The organism is Bradyrhizobium sp. 26S5 (assembly GCF_036923295.1).
Classification (GTDB): domain Bacteria; phylum Pseudomonadota; class Alphaproteobacteria; order Rhizobiales; family Xanthobacteraceae; genus Bradyrhizobium; species Bradyrhizobium septentrionale.
The window spans coordinates 8,936,160-8,952,234 of the sequence record NZ_CP145948.1 but is presented as its reverse complement, the minus strand read 5'-3'; the positions used below and the strand labels follow the sequence as shown (position 1 = coordinate 8,952,234).

At 58.4% G+C, this 16,075-nt stretch carries 12 protein-coding genes, 1 tRNA gene and 2 pseudogenes; 7 read left to right on the top strand and 8 right to left on the bottom strand.

The genetic code is table 11. From position 1 onward, the window contains the following. Positions 1-131: 131 nt before the first annotated feature. The 3 genes from yidC to rpmH are packed head-to-tail and all read right to left on the bottom strand — an operon-like array spanning position 132 to position 2,575. Positions 132-2,024 (bottom strand): membrane protein insertase YidC, encoded by a 1,893-nt coding sequence (gene yidC / locus V5279_RS42340; protein ID WP_338692847.1) that lies wholly within the window; start codon positions 2,022-2,024, stop codon positions 132-134. Positions 2,025-2,027: 3 nt separating this feature from the next. After that, positions 2,028-2,408 carry a ribonuclease P protein component gene (gene rnpA / locus V5279_RS42335; RefSeq protein WP_338692845.1) on the bottom strand — a complete coding sequence of 127 codons (381 nt, stop codon included), beginning with the start codon at positions 2,406-2,408 and terminating at the stop codon, positions 2,028-2,030. A gap of 32 nt (positions 2,409-2,440) precedes the next feature. After that, entirely contained in the window at positions 2,441-2,575 is a 135-nt protein-coding gene (rpmH, locus tag V5279_RS42330; RefSeq protein WP_008542748.1) for a 50S ribosomal protein L34, read from the bottom strand. 468 nt (positions 2,576-3,043) lie between these two features. On the opposite strand from rpmH, the gene V5279_RS42325 reads away from it, so the two are divergent. The 5 genes from V5279_RS42325 to V5279_RS42305 all read left to right on the top strand — a co-directional run bounded on the left by V5279_RS42325 (position 3,044) and on the right by V5279_RS42305 (position 8,046). Further along, complete coding sequence (locus V5279_RS42325) at positions 3,044-4,522, top strand: HAMP domain-containing sensor histidine kinase (RefSeq protein ID WP_338692841.1); 1,479 nt, start codon at positions 3,044-3,046, stop codon at positions 4,520-4,522. A 156-nt stretch (positions 4,523-4,678) separates the two neighbouring features. Further along, a tRNA-Arg gene (locus V5279_RS42320) sits at positions 4,679-4,755 on the top strand. A gap of 144 nt (positions 4,756-4,899) precedes the next feature. Beyond that, complete coding sequence (locus tag V5279_RS42315) at positions 4,900-5,460, top strand: hypothetical protein (protein WP_338692839.1); 561 nt, start codon at positions 4,900-4,902, stop codon at positions 5,458-5,460. A 61-nt stretch (positions 5,461-5,521) separates the two neighbouring features. Beyond that, positions 5,522-5,803: a hypothetical protein gene (locus V5279_RS42310; RefSeq protein ID WP_338692837.1), complete on the top strand. Its 282-nt coding sequence runs from the start codon at positions 5,522-5,524 to the stop codon at positions 5,801-5,803. A 2-nt stretch (positions 5,804-5,805) separates the two neighbouring features. After that, on the top strand, positions 5,806-8,046 hold the full coding sequence (locus V5279_RS42305; RefSeq protein ID WP_338692835.1) for a phage/plasmid primase, P4 family: 2,241 nt from the start codon (positions 5,806-5,808) through the stop codon (positions 8,044-8,046). A 977-nt stretch (positions 8,047-9,023) separates the two neighbouring features. On the opposite strand, the gene istB is transcribed toward V5279_RS42305, so the two are convergent. Together istB and istA are read right to left on the bottom strand one after the other, a co-directional pair. Beyond that, the gene (gene istB, locus V5279_RS42300) at positions 9,024-9,887 is read right to left on the bottom strand and encodes an IS21-like element helper ATPase IstB (RefSeq protein WP_338687724.1); all 864 of its coding nucleotides are present in this window, start codon (positions 9,885-9,887) and stop codon (positions 9,024-9,026) included. An 8-nt stretch (positions 9,888-9,895) separates the two neighbouring features. Further along, a pseudogene (gene istA, locus V5279_RS42295) lies at positions 9,896-11,386 on the bottom strand (IS21 family transposase); the annotation flags it as partial. Between the two features lie 116 nt (positions 11,387-11,502). On the opposite strand from istA, the pseudogene tnpC reads away from it, so the two are divergent. Together tnpC and V5279_RS42285 are read left to right on the top strand one after the other, a co-directional pair. Further along, positions 11,503-12,249 (top strand): annotated as a pseudogene (gene tnpC / locus V5279_RS42290) (IS66 family transposase); the annotation flags it as partial. A gap of 25 nt (positions 12,250-12,274) precedes the next feature. Beyond that, positions 12,275-12,988: a hypothetical protein gene (locus tag V5279_RS42285; RefSeq protein WP_338692833.1), complete on the top strand. Its 714-nt coding sequence runs from the start codon at positions 12,275-12,277 to the stop codon at positions 12,986-12,988. Positions 12,989-12,999: 11 nt separating this feature from the next. Here the strand turns inward: V5279_RS42285 and V5279_RS42280 are convergent, their stop codons facing one another. The 3 genes from V5279_RS42280 to V5279_RS42270 all read right to left on the bottom strand — a co-directional run bounded on the left by V5279_RS42280 (position 13,000) and on the right by V5279_RS42270 (position 15,743). Continuing rightward, complete coding sequence (locus V5279_RS42280) at positions 13,000-14,022, bottom strand: restriction endonuclease (protein WP_338692831.1); 1,023 nt, start codon at positions 14,020-14,022, stop codon at positions 13,000-13,002. Positions 14,023-14,150: 128 nt separating this feature from the next. Beyond that, on the bottom strand, positions 14,151-14,675 hold the full coding sequence (locus tag V5279_RS42275; RefSeq protein ID WP_414645977.1) for a PGN_0703 family putative restriction endonuclease: 525 nt from the start codon (positions 14,673-14,675) through the stop codon (positions 14,151-14,153). A 561-nt stretch (positions 14,676-15,236) separates the two neighbouring features. Continuing rightward, positions 15,237-15,743 (bottom strand): hypothetical protein, encoded by a 507-nt coding sequence (locus V5279_RS42270; RefSeq protein WP_338692827.1) that lies wholly within the window; start codon positions 15,741-15,743, stop codon positions 15,237-15,239. Positions 15,744-16,075 lie beyond the last annotated feature (332 nt).

Sequence of the window (16,075 nt, the reverse complement as noted above, 5' to 3'; positions counted from 1 at the left end):
GCAAAGGCCCAAGGCGTGTCTTTGGCGTAAGACGACCCGGCCATCCAGGTCAACGTCCTGCCGCCCTCCAATACGTCGATGCCCGGCACGAGGCCGGGCATGACGTGGCGTTGAAGCGTTGTTGCCGGAAGCTACGTCGCTTTCTTGGTCTCAGTCGTCACGCTTTTTTTTTGAAACGTGGATTTGAGATTGTCGAACAACTCTACTTTTACGCCGTTCTTGCGCATGATGAAGCTCTGCTGCAGCACCGACAGCAGGTTGTTCCAGGCCCAGTAGATCACGAGACCCGCCGGGAAACCCGCCAGCATGAAGGTGAAGATCAGCGGCATCCAGTCGAAGATCATTTTCTGGGTCGGATCCGGCGGCGCCGGGTTGAGCTTCATCTGGACCCACATCGTGATGCCCATGATGATCGGCCAGATGCCCATCACCAGATAGGCCCCGATATGCGGTCCGAGCAGCGCGATCGGATCGAACGGAATCAGCCCGAACAGCGTGAACAGGTTGGTCGGATCGGGCGCCGAGAGGTCCTTGATCCAGCCGAAGAACGGCGCGTGCCGCATTTCGATGGTGATGAACAGCACCTTGTAGAGCGAGAAGAACACCGGGATCTGGACAACGACGGGAAGACAGCCGGCGATCGGATTGATCTTCTCCTTCTTGTAGATCTCCATCATCTCCTGCTGCTGCTTCACGCGGTCGTCAGGATAGCGTTCCTTGAGCGCGGCCAGCTGCGGCTGCACCGACTTCATCTTCGCCATCGAGGCGTAGGACTTGTTGGCGAGCGGGAAGAACAGCAGCTTCACGATCACCGTCACCAGCAGGATCGCGATGCCGAAATTGCCGACCAGGCGATAGAACCAGTCGAGCGCCAGGAACATCGGCTTGGTGATGAAGTAGAAGTGGCCCCAGTCGATCAGCAGATCGAAATGGTTGAGGCCGAGCTGCTTGTTGTAGCCGCCGAAGCCGACCAGCGGGAAGTTGAGGCCGACGACAGCGGCCTCCTTCGCGCCGGCGAACAGCCGCCCACTGGCGACGGCGGTGCCGCCTATTGGGATGGTCTGCCCGCCGAGCATGTAGTCGGCCTGGTAGCGCTTGTCGCCGGTGGTGAACCTTGCGGTTTCGAGCGTTGCGTCGGTCTCGGGCAGCAGCGCCGTGGCCCAGTATTTGTCGGTGATGCCGAGCCAGCCGTTGGTGACCTTCGAGAACACGACGCCGCGCGAGTTTCCGCCGGTCGAGGTCTTGCTCTCGTCGAGATTCTTGTAGGTGTATTCCTGCAGACCGTGTTCGCCGAGATAGCCGATCGGGCCTTCGTGCAGGATCGCGTAGCCGGAGACCGGCGGCTTGCCGCCGCGCGAGATCAACCCAAACGGATACAGCGTGACCGGCGCACTGCCGAGATTGTTGACCTCGTCCTTGATGGTGAAGAGGTAGCGATCGTCGATCGCGATGGTGCGGCGGAAGATCAGCCCCTGGCCGTTATCGTATTTCAGCGTCACCGGGCTCGTCGGCGACAGGCTGTTCGAGCCTTCCTGCTGCCAGACGGTTTCGCCGTTCGGGGTCTTCACCGACGAGCCGTTGGCGGTCAGCCACAGGAACTCGGCGTAATAAGGCTCGGCCGTGCCAGACGGCGACAGCAGCACGACAGCCGGCGATTTGGGGTCGACCGTCTCGCGGAACTGGACCAGCGCCAGGTCGTCGATCCGGGCGCCCTTCAACGCGATGCTGCCGGTGACGCGCGGCGTGTCGATCTTGATGCGCGGGCCGGAAGCGAGCACCGTCTCGCGGCTCGCCACCGGGGCGTCGGCGGCAGGCGCGCCCGGCGCCGGCGACGCAGAAGTCCCCGGAGCGGCGCCAGGAGTGGCACCCGGAGCCGCCGGCTGCGCCGCTGGCTTCTGCACCTCGGCCTGGCGCTGGACCTCGCGCTGCTTCTCCATCTGCGGCACATTGTAGAAATATTGCCAGGCGATCAGGACGAAGCCGGACAGAATGACGGCAAGGATCGTGTTGCGGTTGTCGGACATCTCTTATGGTCTCGTCATTCCGTTCGGATTGGGCGCGCTTGTGTTACCCGCCTTTGGCGCAGGCCGGTCGAGGCGGCGCAGCGCCGACCGCAGGTCGTCAAGCATGGTCGCAAAGTCGCGGGTCAGCGCGTCACGACGGCCGACTAGCACATAATCATGGTGCGGCCGCATGTATATGGCACCGACCCGTCTAATCACTTCGCGAAGCCGGCGGCGAATGCGGTTGCGCTCGGTCGCGGTGCCATTCTTCTTGGTGACGGTATAGCCGACGCGGATCGGGCCCTGATCGTCGCGGCGGCGGCCCTGCAGCACAAAAGCTGCGGTATTCGCCCGCGCGCCATTGGCAACGGCGAGGAAATCCGCCCGCTGCCTCAGCCGATCCATAATGGGTATCTCCGGAGTGGAGACGTCCGGGCTCAGGCGCTCAGGCGCTTGCGGCCACGCGCGCGGCGCGCAGCGAGGACCTTGCGGCCGCCGGCCGTGGCGAGACGGGCGCGGAAGCCGTGACGGCGCTTGCGCACCAGTTTGCTGGGTTGATAAGTCCGCTTCACGGGTAATTCTCCGCTGACCGGGCAATTTGCCGTTGTATTGAGATGAAGTCCGGTGATGCTGGCGGGCTCAAACGCGCCGATTACGGCCCCGAACGAGCCGCCCCCGGGTCAAGAACCGGGCCATCGCGGACAGTTGGCGCGGCTTATAAGGGAGCGTCTTGTTTTCGTCAATGTCACAGGGCGTCGCAAACGGGCTTCTTCGAAACGTCGCAATTAGGGCGAATATATCTGTTTTCGCGGGGTTTTTGACGGTGAGGGGCGCTGTGGGGCGCTCTAGAGCGTTTTCGAGCGAAGTGGGCACCGGTTCGCGTGAAGAACACGCGTCAAAACAAGAAGCTAGAGCTTCGGTTCTGATTCAATCAGAACCGAAAATGCTCTAGGAACCGCCGACATTAGCGATCCGTAATTTGACCGGCTTGGGGGCCGGGCGGCATCTTCCGACCCCTAAGCCAAGCAAGGCCTTATCTTGTGGCTCTAACTGACGATCAGGCGCCCGCGCAGAAGCAGCGGCCCAAGCCGTCCCTTCGGCTCGGGCTGTCGGGCAAGCTGTTGCTGCTGACGATCCCCCTGGTGATGATCGCCGGGCTCCTGATCTACGTGCCGGCGATCGCCAACTTCCGGATGAACCGGCTCAATGACCGCCTGGCAGCCGCCAATACCGCGGCGCTGGTGCTCGACGCCGCCCCCTCCGGCCTTGTGCCGGATTCGCTGGCGCGGCAGATCCTGACCAGCATCGGTGCCCGCGCCGTCGCCATCAAGCTCGGGCAGCAGCGCCGCCTGCTTGCCAGCGCCGATTTGCCGGCCGCGATCGACCATGACGTCGACATGCGGACCATGACGGTGTGGTCGGCGATCGTCGATGCCTTCGAGATCATGCTGGAACACGGTGACCAGACCATCCGCGTAGTCGGCGCCGCGCCGGGCCAGGCGCAATTCATCGAGGTGGTGATCGACGAGAAGCCGCTGCGGCAGGCGATGTATCGCTTCTCGCGCAACGTGCTGGTCGTTGCCCTCCTGATTGCCGGCCTCACCGCCGGCCTGGTCTATCTGGCGCTGCATTATCTGTTCGTCCGCCCGATGCGGCGGCTGACCGCGAGCCTGATCGGCTTCCACGAGAATCCAGAAAGCTCAGCGCGAATCATCGTGCCAAGCCAGCGCGGCGACGAGATCGGCGTTGCGGAGCGTGAGCTGTCGGACATGCAGCGCGACCTCGTCTCGATGCTGCATCAGAAGAGCCGGCTCGCCGCGCTCGGGCTCGCCGTCTCCAAGATCAATCACGATCTGCGCAACCTGCTGGCCTCGTCACAGCTGCTGTCGGACCAGCTTGCCAGCGTGCCCGACCCGCGGGTGCAGCGCTTCGCGCCGAAACTGCTGCGCTCGCTCGAGCGCGCCATCGCCTTCTGCCAGTCGACATTGTCCTATGGCCGCGCGCAGGAGGCGGCACCCGATCGCCGCGTCATCATGGTCGAACCGGCGGTTGCCGAGGTCCGCGAGTCGGCCGGGCTTGCGACCGATGTCTCGATCACCTGGATCAGCGCGATCGAACGCGGGCTCACCATCGACGCCGATCCGGACCAGCTGTTCCGCGTGCTGCTCAATCTGGTCCGCAACGCGACGCAGGCGCTGGAAAGTCGCACCGCCAGCGACGGCGGCGCCCAGCAGATCCGCATCACCGGCCGCCGCGAGGGGACGGTTGCGATCATCGAGGTCTCCGACACCGGTCCCGGCGTGCCCGCCAAGGCGCGCGAGCACCTGTTCGAGGCGTTCCAGACCTCCGGCCGCCCCGGCGGCAGCGGGCTTGGCCTCGCGATTGCCGCCGAGCTGATCCGCGCCCATGGCGGCCACATCCATCTGGTCGAGGGCACCATCGGCGCCACCTTCCGGATCTCGATCCCGGATCGTCCGGTGGAACTGCTCTCGGTCCGCAGCGAGCGGGCGCGGGCGTAAACGCGTCCCGGTATGCCGGAAGCGCGGGCCAAAACCGCGCCGAAATTGGCGTTTCCAGACCTTGCCAACCGGACCGGGAGCCTGTAGCTAGAGCGCTCTTTCGCGACGTTCCGGGCCTCTCGGAGCCGTCTGGGCTTCAAGCCCTGCCGCGAAAATGCGCCCGTAGCTCAGCTGGATAGAGCATCAGACTACGAATCTGAGGGTCGGACGTTCGAATCGTTCCGGGCGCGCCATTTAAAGCTCACGTAAATCAATTGGTTATCGGCATTTCCCGGCGTCATTCCTCCAATTGTATGTTGCATGATCTCCCGGATGATGTTTCGTGATATCAATGGCTTACACAGACTGACAATGTCTCCATGCAACATGGATGCGACATGACAACGGAGTTCTCGGAGAACGACCTTTTTGTTCTGTATGGCGACCTGATCAAGGAAATGCTCCCAGAATGGACGACGCGAGATCCAAAGCCTCGTAGTGCCCTAGACTTCTCCTTGGCTCTGGCCGCGGTGAACGCAGAACGCGAACGCTTAGGCCAGGAGTTGCTCCCGCTGCCAACCGCGCTCCATCGGCAGATTAATGAGTATGCTCGGAACGGCATGTACAAAGGCGGCGGCCGCCGCCATCCGAACGACAGCCATCTCACCACCCAGTTTAAGGAAGCGGCTCTCTCCGACGTTGCTGGGCATGCACGCAAGCGCAAGCAGGAACGCTTGAACAATGCTCGTGTTTTGCTTGACCAGGCGGCTTGCACTGAAAGCTTCGCGGCGCGGGCCAAGCTAATGAAACAGGCCGAAGAGGAGGGCATTGCGGCGACAGGAGCAAACAGCGCCGAGGATAAGGCGATCGAGGATGCTCGCGACTACGATCGACAGCATTACGGATGCGACTTCAGCGTCAGTGCGATCAGAATAGCGATGGCCCCTAGTCGCGACTAAGCACGTAAAGACACCCACACATCGTCCCAATAATTTCGTCCTGGTGATAACGGAGACCACCATGACGAAAACGACCATTTTGCCGAACGATCTCATTTGGGGCGCGCAATCCATCGCCCGCTACATCAATCGACCACTACGAACAACGTACTACCTGATCGAAAAGGGCCTGATCCCGGCGAAGAAGCTTGGCCCGAGAACTATCGTCGCACGGGCGTCTGAACTCGACCACGCACTGTCGCGAGACGACGCGAAAATCGCCTGCTTTGATGAAGACGTTTCGCTGTCGACCAAACTAGGCGCTGCGCGGCATCAACCAGCCAAAAAGACCAAGGGAGCCTGACGATGGTAGCTCCCACAAAGAACAGCCCTTCTGAGTCGGGGAGCGCAATGGTTATGCATGCTCTCCGATATGCGCGGCTCGGGCTCCCGGTATTCCCGTGCAAGCGACAAACCAAGGCGCCAATAGTAAAGAGGGGTTTCAAGGCTGCGACCCGCAACGAGAAACAGATCAGAGATTGGTGGGCTCAGTGGCCTGATGCGATGATCGGTGTTCCAACAGGTCCTGCCTCCGGCATCGATGTCATCGACATCGATGTGAAGCCGCAGGAATTCATCGATGGATTTACGTTTCTCCCTCAGTGGGAGAGCTTGTCACTGCTAATTGTGCGGACCCCTTCTGGGGGCGCTCATCTCTGGTTCAAATCGGATGGCAAGGTCCGCAACTCAACGGATCGCCTCGCACCAGGCATCGATACTCGCGGGGATGGCGGCTACGTGATCGTGCCACCGTCAGCGAATCATGATCGTGCGCGCTACGAATTTATGCGAGGTAGCCTAGGCGACCTCGACAAGCTGCCCAATTTTCCGACCAAGTTACTGGACAGGAGCGGCCCAAAAGACTCGCTTGAGAGCAACACTCAGCCCGAAGCTGATCCCGAACGCATTACTGCCGCAATGGCCGTGATCCCGAATGACAATCTTGGTTGGGACGACTGGAAGAGATTAGGGCTAGCGATTTTTCGAGCAACATCCGGTAGCGATCAAGGTTTTCATATTTTCGATCAATGGTCGCGCAAGTCTTCGAAATATGACGAAGCAAATACTCGAAGAGAATGGGACTCTATATATCGTTCACCACCAACACGGATTGGTGCGGGCACGATTTTCTTTGAGGCGGATCGTGCCGATCTAAAATGGCGGCGCGCTGGCAAATTGATGCTCCAAGCGGAAAGCCCCGTCGAGAGCGCGAAAGAATTCGTGCGAAGATTGTTTGTGCGAAACGATGCTCAAGGACTCGTCTACTATCGGGGCGCCTTCTACGAGTGGACGTGTACCCATTGGGTTGAATGTGACGCAGACCACCTGCGGTCGCAGGTGTATGAATTCTTAGACGACGCCCTCAAATCCAATGGCACTCCCTTCAACGCCACTGCTACAAAGGTCAATCAAGTCATTGATGCCCTACAGGCGGTGGTGGAGGTCGATGCGAGATGGAATGTACCATTCTGGTTAGATGAACCAAATACGCGTTGCGGACACCTGATCGCGTGTCGAAATGGGCTACTTGACCCCAATGCTCGCATTTTGACGCCGCATAGTCCGAGGTTCTTCAATGTCAACTGCTTGCCCTTTGACTATGTTGCCGATGCGCTTACTCCACGGCCCTGGCGAGCATTCCTTAGGCAGCTTTGGCCTGACGATGACGACGGAAAAACGGCCCGACTGGCGTTGCAGGAAATTTTTGGCCTTCTACTGACGTCCGACACGAGCTTCCAGAAATTATTCATGCTCGTAGGCCCGCCGAGGTCCGGTAAAGGTACCATCGGTCGCGTCCTCGGGCTTTTGCTAGGAGCTGACAATATCGCGAGTCCGTCGATGGCGAGCTTGAGTGGGGATTTCGGGTTGTCGCAGTTGATCGACAAGAATCTGGCGATCATCTCCGATGCGCGACACGGTACTCGCGCGACAAGTCACGCGGTGGCCGAGCGCCTCTTATCCGTATCGGGCGAAGACGCTCAGACCATAAATCGAAAACACAAGAACTACTGGAGCGGTCGCCTCACAACGCGATTTCTGATGCTGACGAATGAGCTCCCCAACATTGCCGATGCATCAGGAGCGTTCGCGTCGCGTTTCGTAATTTTGACATTGACCAACTCGTTCCTTGGTAAAGAGGATACCAATTTAACACACACGCTGTCGAAGGAACTGAGCGGCATTCTCAATTGGTCGCTTCGCGGCTTAGAACGGCTCCGAAGCCGCGGCTTCTTTAGGATGCCCCAGTCATCTACAGACGCAATGCAGCGGCTCTCTGATTTGGCTAGTCCCATCAGCGCTTTCCTAAGGGACTGGTGCGCGCGATCTCCGGAAGCGCAAGTCAACGTCAAAGTTCTCTACAACGCCTGGAAATACTGGTGCGAAGCGAACGGCATTCCGCCGGGCAGTGCTATCGTATTTGGTCGCGATCTACATGCGCGTTGTCCAGAAATCACATACGGCGGGAGAGGGGCAAAGCGGTTCTATCGCGGCATCGAACTGAACACTTTAGGACGAAATCAGTACGAAAAGAAAAACGCAATGTGAGGTGATAGGAATGATAGGACCGTTTGTATTTTGACGAAAACCTCTAAAGGAGAAAAACATGATGAGGTTGCTAATAGTTTTACGAAAAGAGGAGGATATCCTATCATTTCTATGATTTGACAGGAGCTTGACATGGGATTTTTCTATTTCGACGCTGGATGCGCACAAGGAGAACCGGACCAGATCTCCCGCAAGCGCTTCACGCGAGCGGACCAGACCGTAACGTCGGTTTGTAGGGACCTGCAGCAGCTTCAGCATCTCAGAGGATTGGCCTCACGACAAGAGATTCGCAGTTTGCAGCGACACACGTTCGATCGCTTGATGACGCACATTGTCAATTTACCGCCCTTGCGCGACTGAAGCGAACGCCTCCGGTAATGGCGCCACCCCCGACGCCTACACCTTGCGTCGCCACGCAAACAAATGCGATGGATCGTGCCTGTGAGAGCGCGCAGTAGCGGGCGATTAGAACATGTTGGTGAGTGCTGGAGGCGTCAGTGCCGACGAGTTCGATAAGTTCATGAACGGCCAATCCCGCGGACGACGCATTCCACAAGAGGAGCGGCTACGAGCCGCAGTTGGAGCCAGCATCGGACGCGCCTTTTATGGTGTGAAATGAATAGCTAGCCAAGAAGGGGCAGTACCCGCGATAAATCGCACTAGGGGTAGCTCTTCGGTACTTGGACCATTTCGATCTCCCACGAAAGCGAGGAGCACGTCGGATAGCAAAGACCGGTGCATGTCCTCTCGACGCTGATCAGCGTTTCTGTCTCCAGCGAGCGAACCAGTTGTGGAGTGTGCTCTCCTTCAAGCCCAACCGCAGACCAAGTACCCAGGCAGCGTCGGCACCTTGGCTTTCGAACAATTCGCGTACCTTGGTCTTTCGACGCCCGTCCTCACGACACCGGTGTAGACTAACGTCGGCACTGTCTGCGGGTTCGTTGGGTGCGTTAGCGCTCATCGTTTTTCCTTCAATGTCAATCGGCCTGCAAATTTGACCCCTCATCGGCGTCCAATTTTGACCCCTTCGTGCGGCGGGGTTTGCTGGTAGCGCTCGTCTCGTCGGAGCTGGCCGGGATAGCGGAGGCGAGACGAGCGCGGGTGGCGTGATCGTCGTCTCGGCTCTTGAATCGCCAGCTGTCGTTGCCGGTCTCGACGATGTCGCAGTGATGGGTCAATCGGTCGAGCAGCGCGGTGGTCATTTTGGCGTCGCCGAACACGCTCGGCCATTCGCCGAAGGCGAGATTGGTGGTCACGATGATGGAGGCCCGCTCATAGAGCCGGCTGACGAGGTGGAAGAGAAGCTGTCCACCGGACTGGGCGAAGGGCAAATAGCCGAGTTCATCCAGCACGATGAAGTCCATCCGGGTCAGATGCTCGGCGAGCCGTCCTTGCCGTCCGTTGCGGGTCTCGGTCTCGAGGCGATTGACGAGGTCGACTACGTTGAAGAAGCGGCCGCGGGCACCGGATCGGATGCAGCTTCTGGCGATGGCAATGGCCAGGTGGGTCTTGCCTGTGCCGGTTCCGCCAACCAGCACGACGTTGCGTTGTTGGGCGATGAAGCCGCCGCCAGCGAGATCATTGACGAGCGTCTGATTGATCGGCGTGCCGTCGAACTGGAAGTCGGCGATGTCCTTGGCAAGCGGCAGCTTGGCAATGGTGAGCTGGTATTTGATCGACCTTGCTTGCTTCTCGTTGATCTCGGCGTTGAGCAGGTCGCCGACAATGCGCTGAGGTTCGTGCTGGCGCTTGACGGCGGTTGCCATGATCTCGTCGAAGGCGGCCTTCATGCCGTAGAGCTTCAGTTCGCCCATGAGGTCGAAGATTTGGGTTCGTTCCATCAGATGGTCCTCCGGAGGTTGTCGTAGCGGGCACAATCGGCGATCGGTGCATGACGGAGCGTCAGTGCGGCCGGCGTCATGATGTTGGCCGGTGGGGCGGGTTCACGTTGACGGGCCAGGATATTGAGCACGACATCGGCGGAATGGACGCCATGACCGAGCGCTTCGGCACAGGCCGCTTCCACCGCGGGCAGACCGTCAGTCAGCACCGCGTTGAGGATGTCGACCATCTGCCGATTGCCATCGTCGGTGCTGGCAAGCTTGCGCCGGATCCGCTCGATCGCGGCCGGCAGCACCCAGTCTTTGAAGGGAGCACCGTTGCGCAAGGCGCCGGGTTTGCGGGCGAGCACCGGCACATAATGCCAGGGGTCGTAGACGGTATCGCCGCGGCCAAAGGATCGCGGGTGCTCGGCAACGATGCATCCATCCTGACGGATCACGATGCGATCGGCATAGGCTTGAACCTCGACCGGTCGTCCGACTGCGCTGGCTGCGACCGAGTACTTGTTGTTGTCGAAGCGCACCAGGCAGGTCTTCGAGACCGATGCCGTCACCGCATGGAAGCCGTCGAAGCGGCCGGCATAGGGAACGAGTTTGGGGCGTTCGGCTTCGAACACTTCCCAGATCGTCTGATCGACCAGCTCCGGATGGCGATGAGCCTTGGCGTAGGCGATGCATTTGTCGAGCAGCCAGGCGTTTAACTCGTCGAGGTTTTTGAACCGCAGCCGCGGCGTGAAGAAGCGTTCCCTGACCAGCCCGACCTGGTTCTCGACCTGCCCCTTCTCCCAGCCCGACGCTGGCGTGCAGGCGACCGGATCGACCAGATAGTGGCTGCACATCTGCAGGAAGCGGCGATTGTAGAGACGCCCTTTACCGACGAAGATCGTCTCTACGGCAGTCTTCATGTTGTCGTAGATGCCGCGGGTGCAGGTACCTTTGAACAGGGCGAACGCCCGGTCGTGGGCGTCGAACACCATCTCCTGCGTCTCCCGCGGATAGGCCCGCACGAACAGCATGCGGCTGTGGCAGAGCCGGACATGGGCGGCCTTCACCATTACCGTGGTGCCGCTCAGCAAGACCACCTCGTGGCTCCAGTCGAACTGATAGGCTTCGCCTGGGGCAAAGCTCAGCGGGACATAAGCGGCCGCGGTCGATTGCCCGCGTTCTTTGCTCCACCGCCTGGCGTAACGCCGCACCGCATCGTAACCGCCGTCATAGCCGCGGCCGCGCAGCTCTTCGAAGATCCGGATCAACGTCAGCTGTTCACGAGCCGATTTGGCCGCGTTCGCCGCCAGCAATCCGTCAAGCTCTACTGCCCATCGTCCCAGCTTTGGCCGCGGCTGCACCTGCCGCTCGTACTCGAAGGAGGTCTCTCCCGACCTCAGCACCTTCCGGACCGTGTTCCGCGACACCTTCAGGTCACGGGCGATCTCCTTGATTGTCTTGCCCTTGATGAAGTGCTCGCGCCGGATCCGGGCAATCGTCTCCACGATCAGCATCCCCCACCACCTGCTTCGTTCCAAAGCAGGCAGCGCAACAGACCAATCTGTAGGGGGTCAATTTTGGACGCCGATCCCCCGGCTTAGGGGCTCAATATTGCAGGCCGAATGACAATGCAGCGGACGACCAGCCATGGGGCGGCGCCGATCCGCCGGGCGTCGCCTATGTCTATGCTCCCGATCGCAAAGCCGACCGACCAATCGCCCATCTGGCAGGCTTCAAGGGGATCCTGCAGGTCGATGGCTATGCTGGCTATGGCAAGCTGGCCGAGCGTGGCGACGTTCAGCTTGCATTCTGCTGGTCCCACATGCGGCGTAACTTCTACGAACTCGCCGCCCCCGGTCCCGCGCCCATTGCGGGCGAGGCGCTCAAGCATATCGCCGAGTTCTATGCCATCGAGAAGGACATCCGTGGCCGTAGCGCCGAGGAGCGCTGTCTCGTTCGGCAACAGAAAAGCCGACCGCTGGCGGAAGCCTTCGAGCAGTGGCTCCGCGCAAAGCTCGCGTTGATCAGCCAAAAGGGCAAGCTGGCCGACGCCATCCGCTATGCGCTCTCACGCTGGGAGGGCCTGACGCGCTTTATCGATGATGGCCGTATCGAGCTCGACAACAACGCCGTAGAGCGCTCGATCCGTCCGATCACGCTCAACCGGAAAAATGCGCTGTTCGCAGGCTCCGACGGTGGTGCCGAGCACTGGGCTATCATCGCCTCCCTGGTCGAAACCTGTAAGCTGAACGATGTCGATCCGCTTGCCTACTTGACCGACGCGCTCACCAGGATCGTCAACGGTCATCCGAATAACGAGATCGATCACCTGCTGCCGTGGGCCTATTGCCGTCACGACCTCAAAGCTGTGGCCTGAAAACAGCGCTTACTCAGAGGTGAGGATGCAGCGAAGACAGATATCGGCGATTTCGCGCGGCCAAATCAAGATTGCCCAGCAGATGCATGGGAGATTGGCTCTCTGGCGCACTACCGAAGATGCGCTACTCACTCTAAATCAGTGCTACCCAGGCCATAGTCTTGGCGCGTGCTTGGTGAAGGCCGCAACCGTAAACGCTCTCTATTCCACCCACGTTCTTGCCATCACTCGGATGGGGAGGCACGTTCATACCGTGTTACAACAGGAGCGATTTCGGGAGATCACTCCAGCCAATTCGATCGAGTTAGTCGAAGCCATCGCCGACCTCACGCCGCCACGGCAGCTCGACGATGCAGTTGATCTAGATACCCCGTCTGCACCGGATCAGCAGAGGAAGCGTCAGTTTCGTAGCTTCGCCTCCAAGTTCTGTGCATTTTTTGTCGATCGCAATCTGTTTCCAATCTACGACGACGCGGCACGTGAAGCGATCAAACATCATCTCTCGTCGAGAGATCTCGACAGGTCGACAACGTACGGAGGCTTTGTCAAAAACATACATCAGCTCCGCGATCGTTACGCGTTGTATTCAAGCGACTATATCGATCTCGATCGCTATCTCTGGCTGAGAGGGATGTATGACCGGTACGCAAGGGGTGACGCCAGAGTGAATCGAGAGCTGCGGGAATATTTTCTAGACGAGCCCTACGAGCTCGCAACGTTGCTCGGCAACGGTTTGTAAGGTCGGCATGTTCATTGATCATCTTCAGTTTCGATGGCTTCCGGCACATAGACGCGGCGTAATGGAAGTAATCCCTTGTGACGGGAGTCGAAGTGTTCGTAGTGCTGAAAAATTAGTTGAACCAACTCATCACCGTCAATCAAGCGCAAATTGCTCTTGCTCTGTTCATAGTTTCGAGAAGCAGGACTGAACGTTCCGAGTGTAATAAAGAGGCCGAACTCTCCGTCGGATGACAATTTTCCGTAAAGGGCGGAGACGTCCTTGTCCGTTGCTACACCGTCGCTGCTCTTGACCTGTACTTTGATGATGGGCGGTTCAACACCGAGGTGATCCTTGTGGGCAATAACATCTACGCTGGGTTCATTTTTTCGGGTCAGCCGCGCGTGGTATCCCATACACTCTAGAAGGTGGACGATGAAGCCTTCGAGCGGAGCGCCTTTGAGCTCTTGAGCGAGCCTCTTCAAAACGAAATCTCTCGTCGTTTCCTCAATATCTTCGGTCACGGCGGCGACCGATTCATCCTGTGCCAACGGGGTGACAGGCGTTGTAGTGCCCTCCAGCATGGCACGAAATTCTTCGGCATAGTTTTTGACCAAGAACAGGCTCATCGCAGAACCGATTTCGTGAAGCGCACCTTGCGTGAACTTCGTTCGTGGCACGGCATGAAGCCACTTAACTGCCCTGCGGTTTGGATAGGTTGCTTCCCCAGTCGGGTCGTACTTGTAGTCACCCTGCACTTTGCCAATATGAATTTGGCGATCCCGCTTCGATGGGTAGACAACGATATCGCCGCCCTTCATTTCATGAACAAACCGGAATAACTGTCCCGCGTTGACCGGCCAGGCACCCGGCTTCTTTTCTGGATAGACCTGCGCAACCTTCGATTTGAACGCCTCCCGATCTGCCGAAAGTGCACTAAGATCACCCATAGATGCCCAACCAACGGCGATGCAGTTCTTCTTCAAGAAGAGGCCGTCGGCATCCCCAGTGCGGCCACCGTGTATGCCCCAAATGTTGATTTCGTTGAGCGTCATTGCTTTCTCCCAATGCCATAACGGTAAGAGCGCTCTCTGATGCTCTTTTTGCTTGGTTTGTTTGAGGACGAAATACTGAACAGTGCCTCCGACTCTTGAGGCGCGCGCTAGATCGATCACTTTTCGGCTTAGGCAACAAGTCCGTACTTGTCGCGCAGCGCGTGCGCCAGCCAGTTATAGATGTCATCATCAGGTAATTGACGGAGGAACGACTGCCAGGAAAGCCGTCTTAGCAGATGCGGCATCCGTAGTGCGAAACGTGCCTCCCCCCATTGCATTTCACACGCGCCATCCCTGAACGTACTTGGGTTGCGTTCGTCATAGATGACGAGAGCATGTCCGCTATTCTCTTCGAAGGTGCCGTCCGACGATACGCAGGCAGCTAGTACATTTCTGATGAGTTGATACGGCGATCGCATCGGACAGGGGCGGTGGTCGATCGTTGGCGACCAGCCGAACGCCAATTCAGCAAAATCCCAATAACGCACCCCGGCGCCTGTCAATGAGCATCGTTGGATGGTTCGATCGCCTTGATACTCATAGCTGCCATTGCAGTATTTCGGGTCCTCAGCGCGCAATCCGGGTCTCGAACAGGTTCCGAAGCTTGCCTCGGACAACTTGCATTCAACGGCGACCCGATAAGCTCCCCCGATCCAGACATCGACAGAGGTGGCCCCCTTTGATCTTCGCCGAGGGCAGTGATTTGCTTCTCAAAGGTCAGATTGCCCGTTGCCGCAGAAGGACCAAATGCATGGCCACCTTCTTCGTCCCTAACATTTGCAAGCACAGCAAGCCGATCGAACGCCTCAATTACCCCGAATGTCGATTGCACCAAGGCTTGCGAGCTTTGCATACTTCCAAAATGCCTGTGACGCTTGGATCGGGGTATTTTCTTCACGACCATTTCGCGCAGAGATGGCGCACATGTCGGTGTCATTACGTTAAGATCACGAGACAGGTCGGTCCATACGACGGGTCCATCTTCGTTGTAGCTCTTAAAGAGCTCGGGCCTATTGCCATAGTGCGTGTTTCGGTACTCGCGAAAACCGCGTTGAAGAGCTTTGATGTAGTCACCGTACTGAGTGGCCATGGCTCGTGATCTCTGCGGTCACACGAATAGGGGTTCATAGAACTGCGAGGCTTGATTTGTGTTCTACGGAATGAAACAAGGAATAGTGCCGAGGTCAGTGCCATCGGCCTACGAGATGCAACGACTAACCCGCGGCAGCACTCAAATGGGCTTCGATCACCCACATGAGCACAGCGTTGGCATTCTGAAAGTTGGCTAGTTGATCCCTAATTCCGTAGCTCCATTTTACCCCATGGAATAAATTGTTCCGTAGACGATAGATGATGATCAAGATGGCAGACAAGATCTCGGCTTCGTTTTTCGACCTGTCACGGAGTACGGTCTCGACCAGCTGAGGGTGATCATTGCGCCTCATGTGAAGACCCAGAAATGCATCAGTCAGTTCGGCGCCGTCGAAGTATCTATCCTTGAAATACTTTATTGGAAGTGAAAGTTCATCCAGTGAGAATTTGGCGGTGGTAGCAAGCGAGTTTGTGACTCGAACAATGGCAGCAGCATTAGCCGAAGCGTTGAGAACATTGCCTTCGTAGACCGTCCATAGGACCGCAAAATCCTTGATTGCGGCGCGCTCAGGCTCCGACAGCAAGCGAAAGCCGGGTACTGTCTTCTCAAGCCAAGTCGTTGGGTTCATAATGGTACTCGTTGCGCGAGGGCATTTGGCACTTGAGTCTGTAAGCTGACTGCTTCTTTGGAGCGATTGCTCGCGGCGTATCCACCCAACGTCACTTTGCCGACCGCAGTGGCGCATCGCTAGGATCGACATGTGCCTTAGACAGTTGTGCGAGTGCTGCAAGCACAGGTAGAGTGTGGCAGGTCATGAATTACGGCAAGTCATTTTTAAGATTGGACGCGAGAAGGTCAAAAAGTATTCTCTTCCGACAACATGAAATGGTTTAGTAGTCCCAGTTCTCGTGCCGAATTGGTAGTCTATTTAGAACCTCGCGATGGGATTGCCACTTGGGC

What these genes read in the sequence shown, in the direction of transcription:
- V5279_RS42285 (WP_338692833.1), top strand. Translation starts at nt 12,275, where the DNA reads ATGCAGCGAAGACAGATATCGGCGATTTCGCGCGGCCAAATCAAGATT.
- V5279_RS42315 (WP_338692839.1), top strand. Translation starts at nt 4,900, where the DNA reads ATGACAACGGAGTTCTCGGAGAACGACCTTTTTGTTCTGTATGGCGAC.
- V5279_RS42310 (WP_338692837.1), top strand. Translation starts at nt 5,522, where the DNA reads ATGACGAAAACGACCATTTTGCCGAACGATCTCATTTGGGGCGCGCAA.
- istB (WP_338687724.1), bottom strand. Translation starts at nt 9,887, where the DNA reads ATGGAACGAACCCAAATCTTCGACCTCATGGGCGAACTGAAGCTCTAC.
- V5279_RS42270 (WP_338692827.1), bottom strand. Translation starts at nt 15,743, where the DNA reads ATGAACCCAACGACTTGGCTTGAGAAGACAGTACCCGGCTTTCGCTTG.
- rnpA (WP_338692845.1), bottom strand. Translation starts at nt 2,408, where the DNA reads ATGGATCGGCTGAGGCAGCGGGCGGATTTCCTCGCCGTTGCCAATGGC.
- V5279_RS42280 (WP_338692831.1), bottom strand. Translation starts at nt 14,022, where the DNA reads ATGACGCTCAACGAAATCAACATTTGGGGCATACACGGTGGCCGCACT.
- V5279_RS42305 (WP_338692835.1), top strand. Translation starts at nt 5,806, where the DNA reads ATGGTAGCTCCCACAAAGAACAGCCCTTCTGAGTCGGGGAGCGCAATG.
- yidC (WP_338692847.1), bottom strand. Translation starts at nt 2,024, where the DNA reads ATGTCCGACAACCGCAACACGATCCTTGCCGTCATTCTGTCCGGCTTC.